The 10,663-nt window shown below is 44.5% G+C and carries 12 protein-coding genes; 5 read left to right on the top strand and 7 right to left on the bottom strand.

Going from position 1 to position 10,663, the window contains the following annotated elements; all coding sequences use genetic code 11:
* Window positions 1–82: 82 nt before the first annotated feature.
* Window positions 83–454 carry a hypothetical protein gene (locus A3729_RS09080; RefSeq protein ID WP_068515933.1) on the top strand — a complete coding sequence of 124 codons (372 nt, stop codon included), beginning with the start codon at window positions 83–85 and terminating at the stop codon, window positions 452–454.
* A 54-nt stretch (window positions 455–508) separates the two neighbouring features.
* On the opposite strand, the gene A3729_RS09075 is transcribed toward A3729_RS09080, so the two are convergent.
* Together A3729_RS09075 and A3729_RS09070 are read right to left on the bottom strand one after the other, a co-directional pair.
* Window positions 509–1,645 (bottom strand): PilT/PilU family type 4a pilus ATPase, encoded by a 1,137-nt coding sequence (locus tag A3729_RS09075; protein WP_068515930.1) that lies wholly within the window; start codon window positions 1,643–1,645, stop codon window positions 509–511.
* Between the two features lie 47 nt (window positions 1,646–1,692).
* Entirely contained in the window at window positions 1,693–2,727 is a 1,035-nt protein-coding gene (locus A3729_RS09070) for a type IV pilus twitching motility protein PilT (protein ID WP_068515927.1), read from the bottom strand.
* Between the two features lie 139 nt (window positions 2,728–2,866).
* On the opposite strand from A3729_RS09070, the gene A3729_RS09065 reads away from it, so the two are divergent.
* From A3729_RS09065 to A3729_RS09055, 3 genes are read left to right on the top strand one after another with little or no spacing between them, the layout of a single operon-like run.
* On the top strand, window positions 2,867–3,574 hold the full coding sequence (locus A3729_RS09065; protein WP_068515979.1) for a YggS family pyridoxal phosphate-dependent enzyme: 708 nt from the start codon (window positions 2,867–2,869) through the stop codon (window positions 3,572–3,574).
* A 46-nt stretch (window positions 3,575–3,620) separates the two neighbouring features.
* On the top strand, window positions 3,621–4,448 hold the full coding sequence (proC, locus tag A3729_RS09060; RefSeq protein ID WP_068515922.1) for a pyrroline-5-carboxylate reductase: 828 nt from the start codon (window positions 3,621–3,623) through the stop codon (window positions 4,446–4,448).
* Window positions 4,449–4,451: 3 nt separating this feature from the next.
* Window positions 4,452–5,735 (top strand): CinA family nicotinamide mononucleotide deamidase-related protein, encoded by a 1,284-nt coding sequence (locus A3729_RS09055; RefSeq protein WP_068515918.1) that lies wholly within the window; start codon window positions 4,452–4,454, stop codon window positions 5,733–5,735.
* A gap of 192 nt (window positions 5,736–5,927) precedes the next feature.
* Here A3729_RS09055 and A3729_RS09050 read toward each other — a convergent pair whose 3' ends face one another.
* Together A3729_RS09050 and A3729_RS09045 are read right to left on the bottom strand one after the other, a co-directional pair.
* Window positions 5,928–6,509: a hypothetical protein gene (locus tag A3729_RS09050; protein ID WP_068552681.1), complete on the bottom strand. Its 582-nt coding sequence runs from the start codon at window positions 6,507–6,509 to the stop codon at window positions 5,928–5,930.
* Window positions 6,510–6,920: 411 nt separating this feature from the next.
* Window positions 6,921–7,202, bottom strand: coding sequence for a pyrimidine/purine nucleoside phosphorylase (locus A3729_RS09045; RefSeq protein ID WP_068512427.1), 282 nt, complete (start codon window positions 7,200–7,202; stop codon window positions 6,921–6,923).
* A gap of 164 nt (window positions 7,203–7,366) precedes the next feature.
* Between A3729_RS09045 and A3729_RS09040 the strand changes: the two genes are divergently transcribed.
* On the top strand, window positions 7,367–8,491 hold the full coding sequence (locus tag A3729_RS09040) for an SMP-30/gluconolactonase/LRE family protein (protein WP_068512425.1): 1,125 nt from the start codon (window positions 7,367–7,369) through the stop codon (window positions 8,489–8,491).
* Window positions 8,492–8,516: 25 nt separating this feature from the next.
* On the opposite strand, the gene A3729_RS09035 is transcribed toward A3729_RS09040, so the two are convergent.
* The 3 genes from A3729_RS09035 to A3729_RS09025 all read right to left on the bottom strand — a co-directional run.
* Window positions 8,517–8,702 carry a PEP-CTERM sorting domain-containing protein gene (locus tag A3729_RS09035; protein WP_068512423.1) on the bottom strand — a complete coding sequence of 62 codons (186 nt, stop codon included), beginning with the start codon at window positions 8,700–8,702 and terminating at the stop codon, window positions 8,517–8,519.
* Window positions 8,703–8,864: 162 nt separating this feature from the next.
* Window positions 8,865–9,671 carry a flagellin gene (locus A3729_RS09030; protein WP_068512421.1) on the bottom strand — a complete coding sequence of 269 codons (807 nt, stop codon included), beginning with the start codon at window positions 9,669–9,671 and terminating at the stop codon, window positions 8,865–8,867.
* 112 nt (window positions 9,672–9,783) lie between these two features.
* Window positions 9,784–10,663 (bottom strand): HD-GYP domain-containing protein (locus A3729_RS09025; protein WP_068633705.1); only part of this gene is annotated, 880 nt, incomplete at its 5' end.

Here is a 10,663-nt window from a genome sequence, read left to right as displayed (position 1 = left end):
GTTTTATATTTATACTATTAGACTATAATGTCCCTGCTTTTTATAAGCGTAAAAATATAATGTAAATTAAGGATATTAAGATATGAAATTGCATGTTGTAGTAGCATTGTTGGTAGTTACCTTGTTGTCTGGCTGTGTAAGCATGAGAACAAGTGAAAAGCACGAATATATGGAAATCGAGCGTCGCCTTGAATTGGCTAGTCTTGAGCCGATCGAAGAGAATAATCCAGGCTTAGCGGCTGCTCTGAATATTCTACCTGGTTTTGGTAATGTTTACTTGGAGCAGTGGGGCGCATTTATTGGTAACTTGCTATTATGGCCGGTTTCAGTGGTGTGGGGTGCTCCTCAAGCCTATATCGATGCAAAAACGCTTAACAAACAGGAAACATTGTACTTTTACAAGCATGGCTTGGGCAAAGACGAGCTAGCGCAGAAAGAAGGAATGGCTAAGTAATTACTTAGTTATAATCTGGCCAGGCATGCTGGCCAGATTACCTATAGATCTCTTCTAAAAACCAATGTCTCCATCATCCTGAATACTAAGACGATCAGTTGTTGCTGATAGTTGGTTAGGCGATGAGGCGTCTGCCCCCAGCTTTATCATCAAACGTAAATCGTTCGCTGAATCTGCATAGGCGAGCGCATCTTCATAAGTAACATCTCCAGCTGAATACAGGTCGTACAGGGCCTGATCAAAGGTCTGCATACCAATATCTCGCGATTTGGTCATTATTTCCTTCAACTTATGAATTTCTTTTTTGCGGATGAGGTCTGCACATAAAGGCGTGTTGAGTAGCACTTCGATACAGGCTCGGCGGCCTTTACCATCGGGCGTTGGAATCAATTGCTGGGCAACAATTGCCTTTAGGTTTAGGGATAAATCCATCCATATCTGGTTTTGCTGTTCAGGCGGGAAAAAGTTAATGATCCGGTCGAGTGCTTGGTTAGCGTTATTAGCGTGTAGTGTTGCCAAGCATAGGTGTCCAGTCTCGGCAAAGGTGACCGCGTAATCCATCGTCTCCTTACTACGAATCTCACCAATCATGATAACGTCTGGTGCCTGCCTCAAGGTGTTCTTAAGGGCAATTTCAAAGGTTTCTGTGTCAATACCGACTTCACGCTGGGTGACAATACAGTTCTGGTGTTGATGGATATATTCAATAGGGTCTTCGATAGAAATAATATGACCTTTACTATTTCTATTTCGGTGCCCGATCATTGCTGCGAGAGAAGTTGACTTACCCGTGCCCGTTGCACCGACAAAAATAATCAGGCCACGTTTTGTCATTGCTAACTGATTGATGGTTGTAGGTAGACCCAAATCTTCAATGCGTGGAATGTTAGTTTCGATTCGACGCAGCACCATACCGCACAAGTTTCTTTGCATGAAGGCACTTACACGAAAGCGGCCAATGCCACGGGCACTGATAGCAAAGTTACATTCGCTTTTCTCAGTGAACTCGTCACGTTGTTTCTCTGACATGACATCAAATACAATCTCACGACATTGCTCGGGCGTGAGTGCGTGCTTGGTAACAGGGACGAGCTTGCCGTGGATTTTGATGCTCGGTGCGACACCAACAGTAATAAATAAGTCAGAGCCACCTTTTTCGACCATGACTTTTAAGAGTTTTTCAAAATCCATGTTACATATCCTGAATCATTTTATCTTTGTTCATAACGCGGCCTAAGTTAGAAATTCTCAGGGATCTTGGCTTTTTCTCTTGCTGTATCACGAGTGATAAAGCCCTTGCTTAGTAGGTTCTGCAAGCACTGGTCGAGTGTTTGCATACCGATTGAAGCGCCCGTTTGGATCGCACTGTACATCTGGGCGACCTTATCCTCACGAATCAGGTTACGAATTGCAGGGGAGCCGATCATAATTTCATGTGCAGCAACTCGGCCACCATTGGTCTTTTTCAACAAGGTCTGAGAAATAACAGCCTGTAAAGACTCGGAAAGCATTGATCGAACCATCGCTTTTTCTTCTGCAGGGAATACGTCGACGACACGGTCAATCGTTTTAGCTGCTGAGGTGGTGTGCAAGGTGCCAAATACCAAGTGACCCGTTTCTGCTGCGGTCAGTGCCAAACGGATGGTTTCAAGGTCACGAAGCTCACCAACCAGAATAATATCGGGGTCTTCACGAAGCGCTGAACGTAGCGCTTCGTTAAAGCCCAAGGTGTCCCGATGAACTTCACGTTGGTTCATTAAGCACTTTTTACTTTCATGAACAAATTCGATCGGGTCTTCAATCGTTAGAATGTGGTCGTAGCGGTTGTCATTGATATAGTCGATCATGGCGGCCAATGTGGTTGACTTACCAGAACCGGTTGGCCCTGTTACCAGAACCAAGCCGCGTGGGACTTCAGCAATATCTTTGAAAACCTGGCTCATTCCCAGGTCTTCCATGGTGAGTACTTTCGAAGGAATAGTACGGAATACCGCGCCAGCACCGCGGTTCTGGTTAAAGGCGTTTACACGGAAGCGAGCAACACCGGGTACTTCGAACGAGAAGTCAGTCTCCAAGAATTCTTCAAAGTCTTTTCGTTGCTTGTCATTCATGATGTCATAAATCAGGGAATGAACTTCTTTGTGCTCCATCGCTGGCAGGTTGATACGGCGAACATCACCGTCAACACGGATCATTGGCGGTAGTCCGGCAGATAAATGTAAATCGGAAGCGCCTTGTTTGGCGGAGAATGCCAGCAGTTCAGTAATATCCATGGTCGTCCTCTAAAGCCTATAACTTTGTATCTTAGATTTTTAAATGAGAAAGCTGATCCAGAAGGATAAAGCTTGTTAATACAGGTTGTTTTTGCTCAAATGCATGTCGACTTTAAGACACGCCACGCAAACTTATATTATGAACTTCAGCATAGCAGACAAGCTCCAGAACGTAAGAAAAAGGATACAAAAAGCCACAATTGATGCCGGCCTAGCAGAAAACTCCGTGCAGCTCCTGGCGGTGTCGAAAAAGAAGCCTGCTGAAGCAGTCTTTGAGTTATTTAAGCAAGGGCAGAAAATATTTGGCGAGAACTATCTTAATGAAGCGCTTGAAAAGCAGATAGCGGTCAAGGCTTTATTGACGAAAGAAGGCAATGCCGAAGATATCGTCTGGCACTTTATTGGCCCGATTCAGTCGAATAAAACGCGGCCGATTGCTGAAAGCTTTACTTGGGTGCATAGTGTTGATCGCATAAAAATAGCACAGCGTTTAAATGATCAGCGCCCGGACACTTTATCGCCACTGAATATTTGTATTCAGGTGAATATTGATGAAGAAGAGACTAAATCGGGCATATTGTTGAGTGATTTGCCTGAGCTTTGTCGAGCACTAGAAGATATGCCTCGTTTGAAGCTACGCGGCTTAATGTGCATACCTCAAGCAAATCAAAGTGAAGAGAGTTTGAGCACCGCGTTTACGAAGATGAAGTCGGCATTTAATGATCTGCAAGAAAGCTATTCGAGTGTCGATACTCTCTCGATGGGAATGTCTGGTGATATGGAACAGGCCATTGCCTGTGGCTCAACGATGGTCAGAGTTGGGACCGCTTTGTTTGGCGAACGCTAGAGCTTGGAAACAGTTTTTGAATTTTTGAACAGGAAGTGAACTAACAATGAACTTGAATGAACAAAAGATCTGCTTTATTGGCGCAGGTAACATGGCACACGCCATTGTTGGTGGCCTAGTAAAGAAAGGTTTAAACGCAAGCAATATTGTAGCAACTGCACCAAACCTTGAACATCGGGAAGCGATGCAGAACACATGGGAGGTCGAGGTGGATGAGGACAATGCTCGCGCTGTTAGCACTGCAGATATTGTCGTGCTCAGTGTAAAGCCTCAGGTACTGCATTCAGTATGTGAGTCATTGAAAGGCAGCCTTAGTCATCGTCCTCTAATCATCTCTATTGCGGCAGGCATTGGTTTGGACCTGCTGGCACAGTGGTTGGGCTCTGAGCAGGCATTGGTGAGATGCATGCCGAATACCCCAGCCCAGGTACTCAAGGGTGCGAGCGGCTTGATCGCGAATGCGAATGTAAGCGATGAACAAAAGAACTTGTCAGATGAATTGTTTCAGGCAATTGGCTTGGTTGAATGGGTAGATCAGGAAAGCTTGATTCACTCAGTGACGGCCTTGTCAGGTTCAGGGCCAGCGTATATCTTTTTGATGATCGAAGCGATGGAAGCAGCCGCGATAAAACAAGGGCTCTCTGCAGATACGGCTCGAAAGCTGGCAGCACAAACCGTAGCGGGTGCCGCTGAAATGGTGCTTAGTGGTGATGTGGCACCAGCCCAGCTAAAGCGCAATGTGATGTCTCCCGGCGGAACAACAGAGCGAGCGATTCATACTTTCGAAGAGAAGGGCTTGCTTGAAATTGTCGATGAGGCAATGCAGGCCGCAGCAGATCGATCAGTAAGCTTGGCAGAAGAGCTGAAGGCTTAAACTATGAAGATTGCATTGCTGCTGACAGGTTCCGAGTTGATGACCGGTGATATTGTTGATAGTAATTCGGCGATGATCGCTGAATACTGTCTTGATCAAGGTATTCAGGTGGCTTACAAGGCGACCGTTCCTGATGAACTAGACCTATTGGTTTCAGAAATAGAGCGCTTAAGTCAGCACTTTGATGTTCTGATTGTTAACGGTGGCTTAGGGCCGACAACAGATGACATGACGGCAGAAGCTCTGGCTAAAGTTCTAGGCAAGCCAATCAAGCAGCACGAGCAAGCTCTGGCACACCTGAGCTCTTGGTGTCAGCAACGCAACTACCATTTAAGTGATGCCAACAAAAAGCAGGCGATGCTGCCCGAAGGGATTGCTTTGCTGGCAAATAGTATCGGTTCTGCAGTGGGTTTTTGGGCGCCTCATAATGATTGTCAGATTTATTGTACTCCGGGTGTACCGAAAGAACTTGAGCTGATGCTGCGTGAGGAGATCTTACCGAGTCTAAAGGTTACTTTACCGAGTGATATTGAGGTGAAGCGCCTTCGCTACCGCGTTTTTGGTTATGGTGAATCAAAACTTCAGCAGGTGCTGGCTCAGACCTTTCCGGATTTGCCTGCTTGCATTGAGATAGGCTTTCGAGCCTCTCTACCTCTAATAGAACTGAAACTGAAGGTTGATAGGCTAGAACATCATGCTACTTTAGGTGAATGGGGCAAGAAGATAGAAGCATTGCTTGGTGATCATATTGTCACTAAGGATCAACGCTCTATTGCTCACGTTGTCGTAGATAAGCTTAATGCCGAAAGTAAAACGCTTACCTTTGCCGAGTCTTGTACGGGCGGCAAGATAGCTTCTTTAGTGACAGAGATTAGCGGCGCATCGGCAGTGTTTGAAGCGGGTGTTGTCTCTTATTCCAATGAGATTAAACATCGAGTACTTGGCGTGTCGCAAGACTCTTTGGATAAGTATGGTGCTGTGAGCGAGCCTGTTGTCAGAGAGATGCTGGCGGGTGTGCTCGAATTAAGTGGTGCAGACATAGGAGTGTCGGTATCAGGCATCGCTGGTCCAAATGGCGGTACCGAAGAAAAGCCAGTTGGTACTGTTTGGGTCGCTTGGGGTGCAAAGAACAATATCAAAGCACGTGAATTCTACTTTCCGGGTAGCAGGGTGTTTTTTCAGGAACTAGTTTCAGCCTTAGCTCTGGATTTGGTCCGGCGAGAATTGATTGATTCAAGTGAAGAACCGGAATATTTTCGTGCCAGAAAAAAGCCGGGGTCAGAGTAGAGTAGCGCTTACTTAAGCTGAATTGAGACCATGCTATAGATAAGCTGTAAAAGTCGGCACGCAATGAAATAGCGGTTTCGACTAGAGCCTACAAATACCCTGCCTAAACTTTGTCAGCAAAGTGCCAAAGGCAGACCTACGAGCTTGTTTCACGTTTGGCCCGATTGCCATAAACAATGTGGCGCAGATTCATTATTTATTACGTAGTTGCTGATATTTTATACTAGATTCATAACTATTTAGTATGTCTTTTGATACTTCATGTTCGGCGTCGAAATAGTCACAGATGACTCTAACTTTTTTTAATAGCCCTCTCTGTGTGAAAGCCGAAGCACCGATCCATACTTCACCCTTGCTACCAATTAATACAGCGTGGTACGTAAGTAGCCTTTCACTCCCTCCATCAATTCTCCTCACTATGCCCTGTGCGCGTTGAAGCTTTAATTTCACATTTCTTCCTAGTGAATACTTAGAGACTAATCCTTTATGTCTAAAAACTTCAACAATTCCATTGCTCTTATTGAAAAGGAATATTAGTCCTGCTGACCTTCTGTAGCTATGAAGTGATAGAAAAAAAGCTACAACCATAAGTAGTAGAACAACTATCAAGGAAAATTCTATATTATCGCCAACTAGCTGATTTTGCTCTATTAAAACAAATGTGAGTAAATACAAGACAAAAAAAACAGGTATTGCAACAACTCCAAATAGTGCTCTGCCAGTGTCTATTCCTTTGACCGCAAGCTTACCACCTACTTTCTTAGTTCGAATCATCTGTGATCCTAATGATTAGTTTTGACTATATTTATTTAAGGGAGGAGTGTAATTAAATACGCAATTAACTCAATCATCAATCATGGCTTTTTGCTTTGTATTAGAAATGCAGTCTAAGCCAAGTATTAAAGCTAGAAGGAAAGATGTGTTGAGATAAGAGTCCCTTTCAGGTGCTGAATTTGGCTGTTTTATCCTAATCATAACTAACCTGTCGAGCGACAGCTTTGCGGACTTTGCTGTTGTTTGACTATGTCGTGATTTGAAACTCAAACTGTAAGGTCGGGTTTGAGCCGATACAGATAAGCATTATTCCTCTGTACAGCAAAGCGCTCCGTGCTTAAGGGGCTTAATCTTTCAAGACCAAAACCCCAAAAACGAATCCACCACAGAGGCTTATTAAATAGATTCTGTTTATTCGTACTTACAAAGATAAGCGGTATCTGTAGGAACTTGCAGGTCGAAGGACTGATTTGCTTCAACGGTAAAAGTCTCTCCGTCTTTAAATGAAACAAATTCTTCTGAGCCTGGTAGTTTTACAATTAGTTCGCCACTGACAACTGTCATGTATTCTTTCTGGCTGGTACCGAAGGTATATTCACCTGCTTTCATAACGCCTACTGTTGCTGGCAGAGTAGTGCTTTCAAAGGCAATCGATTTAACCTTGCCATCAAAATATTCGTTAACTTCTAGCATTGTAGCTCTCCTGTAATTACTATTTTGCGTAAATTCAAATCAATGGGCGGCATTATACGCATAATCGATGGCAGGGTATTCATTTTTGAAAGTACAAAGTATGATTTTTACTGGTAAACTGCCTAGCTCGTTATAAGTAATAATAAAAACTGGATATCTAAGAAATGCTTAAGAAGACTCGAACAAAAATCTTACTACTTATTTTAGTACTGGTGATATTTCACGCCGCGGGTATCGCTAAGGATGCAGGGGTCTTCCGTAGTGTTGAAGAAAGTCAGCCTTTTGGGCAGTGTGAAAAGCTAGCAGGTCCTATTGGAGCAGAGGATATCACGGTCGATCGAGTGCAAAAGCTGGCTTATATTTCAGCCGATGACCGTCGCCAGGCTTTTTTGGATAAAGACTTAAAGTCCTATGAAAACGGTGGTATTTGGACTCTGGATCTCAGTGATCCAAACTCGAAACCAAAGCAGTTGATGGTCAAAATGAAAGGGGCTTTTCATCCTCATGGAATTGCTCTGCGCTTTGAACAACAAGATGGCGTTCAGGGAAAGGCGATAGAGCTCTATGCGGTAAATCATCTTGATATGCAGACACATGAGATTGATGTATTTAGCATTCTTCCTGATGGTAACTTAAAGCTACGCCGACGTATTCCATTTCCAGAGTTAATCTCGCCTAATGATATCGCTGTTGTGGGGAAAGACCGTTTCTTTGTATCAAACGATCATGGCAACCCGCGTCATAGCGTGATGGAGATTGTAGAGGACTATGCCGGGCTGGCGTTGTCTTCGCTGGTATATTTTGATGGAGAGCAGGGGCATACAGTGATCGATGGCCTTCGTTATACGAATGGGGTGACTTTGTCTGCAGACCAGAAAACCCTGTTTGTAGCTGAAACCACAGCGAATCAAGTGTCTCGCTATATGAAAGGACAGGATATGCTGTCCTGGCACTTAATTGATACGGTTTACATCCCCATGGCTGTTGATAATCTTGAGTGGTTGGATGATCAACACCTGCTCACAGCCGGTCATCCGAAAGTCTTTGAGTTTACGGCTCATATGCATGATGAAAGCCACCTTTCTCCATCTCAAGCATTTAAAATAGATGTGTCTGGTGAAAAGATGCAGGCCGAGTCGATTTACTATGATAGTGGCGAGCTGATTTCAGGCACGAGTGTGGCAAGTATGTATGAAGATCAATTACTACTTGGTGCTGTATTTGAGCCCTTTGCCCTTAGATGTGCAAAGCCGGCAGAGGCAGAGAAACAAAGCGTGGCTGTAGAATAGCGTCGAATTCCAGCTTGATGTAAGGCTACTGAGTTCCCGCTTTGTCAGTGCTTTTAACTTTACGACGTGCCAAACCTAGACCAATTAAACCGATACTTATCAATGATAGTGTCGTTGGTTCTGGGATTTCGGTAACTATTGGGTTTGCATGAGCTTGTATGGTGATCAAGCTAAATAGAACTAGCGCGACCGCGCGACTTATATGTTTCATTTTACCTTCCTTAGTAATTTTTCCTTTACTGGTGAGACGATATAAAGGAGCTTTCAGTGAGATGGAATGGCAGTCTATCTATAGAATGTGACTAATAGATGAAGCCCTCACTAGATTTCGGGCGCGAGTGTAGCGCAGATTTAGCTCAAGTGCGATTGAAAGTTAGGATAAAAGCTGTAACACAGCGCCACGTTGACTATTCGCTTGTCCTTGTACGGCGATCTGTACCTGATCTCTTATTTGGCTCGCAGCTAGGTCTGAGGCCACCTGAGCATAGTCAGTGTCACTGATTCGGCTCCTCGCTTCAGCCGTATTAACTTTGGATATGGCGATATTATCGATCGAACTCTCGACTCGATTGCTAACGGCACCAAGTTCTGATTGGCGGGATAGTACTAGCTCAGATGCTTGGTTTAAGGTTTCTAATGACTTGCTAGCTTGCTCAGCTGAACTTAAGTCTACGTCTTCAAAGCCTAATTCTTTGATCTCTTTGGCTAAGTCTTTGCCTTCGAGTTGAATGCTCTTTCCTGGTTGATCCAGTTGAATATTGAAGTCTTGTTCACCACTGAGTAGGGCCTTGCCATTGAAGTTAGTGTTTTCGAGAATGCTATTTGAGTCTTCAATCAAGAGATTTGCTTCTTCTTGCAAGGCTTGTCGGTCTTGTGTGGATAGCGCACCGTTACCAGCTTGAATCGTCAACTCTTGTATACGACCAATGTTATCGTTAAGGCTTTTCAGTGCTCCGTCGGCAACCTGAATTGCGGAAATGGAGTCATTGGCGTTACGGATGCCTGCATCAAAAGCACCTAGTTGGCTATTCAAGCGTTCAGATATTGCTGCGCCTGCTGCATCATCAGCTGCGCTATTAATCCGGCTTCCTGAACTGAGCTGCTGCAGTTGTCTATCAGTTTGGGACGCACTGGAAAGGCTTTGAGGGCTGCCAATGCCGCCGTTGAGTGAAATAGTCATGATGATTGCTCCCGCCGAGATAGCTATTTTTTAATGATAGCGCGGGAAGTCGAGCAGGTCATTTATTAAACAGTAACGCTTGGTAACCAGCGCTACTGTTTAGGGTACTATTTTATGTCATATTTTTGCGAGTGACGTAATGATGCCTAACTGTTTCGTTAAAAGCTTCGACATAGGTAGGGTGAAATTGCGTGCCACTTTCGCCATTAATGAGTGTGACAGCACTGAACAGAGACTTCTTGTAGCTTCTATCTGCACGTTCGTTGGTTACTGCATAGAAGGTGTCCGCCAAAGCGATTAACATAGCACCACGGTGTATTTGTTCGTTTGCCAAATTCTTTGGGTAGCCTTTACCATCATATCGCTCATGGTGTTGAGCAACCATCGTGGCGGCTTCTGTCCAACCTTCCATACGACTTAGAAATTCTGAGCCCATCTCTATATGGCCGCGAATAGTACGAAATTCCTGGTCGCTTAGTTTGCTAGGCTTATTAAGTATGTCGGGCGAGACTAAAGACATGCCGATATCGTGAAGATAGACTGCAGCAGTTAATTGGTCTGTATCGATAGGCTCTTCAAGGTCTTTGTTGGTAGATAAGCACAACTCTAGAATGGAATCTGTTCTACCTTGTTTGTATATGCCTAAGTCATCTAGCTGTAAGGCAAGCTTTCTAAAAAATGCTAAGTCAGGGTTGTCCTGATGCTCAAGGCTCAGCGCGATACTGCCGGGTTTTTCTTCTTCAGTGCTACTTTTCTTCGCCCCGACCAGCTGGTCCATTGCTTTATCAAGTGCTTTCAGGTCCTGGCCTGCAGTGCAGCCTCTGACATCTTCGATAACCTTAAGCATGGTCGCCTGAGGCGTACCTTCTACCTGGCCATCACTAATCAGTGTATTGATCATATCCCGTATACGAATAACGATGGCAAAGATAAATTCGCCGTACATAGGAAGATAGGTACGCTGGCCTTGGCGCATGTCAGAGACGATTTCT

It is taken from the genome of Oleiphilus sp. HI0043 (genome assembly GCF_001634935.1).
The sequence above is the reverse complement of the archived record's forward strand: the minus strand, read 5'-3'. Positions and strand labels throughout refer to the sequence as shown.

Coding starts and splice junctions, on each gene's coding strand:
- proC (WP_068515922.1), top strand. CDS start 3,621: ATGAACTTGAATGAACAAAAGATCTGCTTTATTGGCGCAGGTAACATG.
- A3729_RS09035 (WP_068512423.1), bottom strand. CDS start 8,702: ATGAAACATATAAGTCGCGCGGTCGCGCTAGTTCTATTTAGCTTGATC.
- A3729_RS09050 (WP_068552681.1), bottom strand. CDS start 6,509: ATGATTCGAACTAAGAAAGTAGGTGGTAAGCTTGCGGTCAAAGGAATA.
- A3729_RS09030 (WP_068512421.1), bottom strand. CDS start 9,671: ATGACTATTTCACTCAACGGCGGCATTGGCAGCCCTCAAAGCCTTTCC.
- A3729_RS09075 (WP_068515930.1), bottom strand. CDS start 1,645: ATGGATTTTGAAAAACTCTTAAAAGTCATGGTCGAAAAAGGTGGCTCT.
- A3729_RS09045 (WP_068512427.1), bottom strand. CDS start 7,202: ATGCTAGAAGTTAACGAATATTTTGATGGCAAGGTTAAATCGATTGCC.
- A3729_RS09065 (WP_068515979.1), top strand. CDS start 2,867: ATGAACTTCAGCATAGCAGACAAGCTCCAGAACGTAAGAAAAAGGATA.
- A3729_RS09040 (WP_068512425.1), top strand. CDS start 7,367: ATGCTTAAGAAGACTCGAACAAAAATCTTACTACTTATTTTAGTACTG.
- A3729_RS09055 (WP_068515918.1), top strand. CDS start 4,452: ATGAAGATTGCATTGCTGCTGACAGGTTCCGAGTTGATGACCGGTGAT.
- A3729_RS09080 (WP_068515933.1), top strand. CDS start 83: ATGAAATTGCATGTTGTAGTAGCATTGTTGGTAGTTACCTTGTTGTCT.
- A3729_RS09070 (WP_068515927.1), bottom strand. CDS start 2,727: ATGGATATTACTGAACTGCTGGCATTCTCCGCCAAACAAGGCGCTTCC.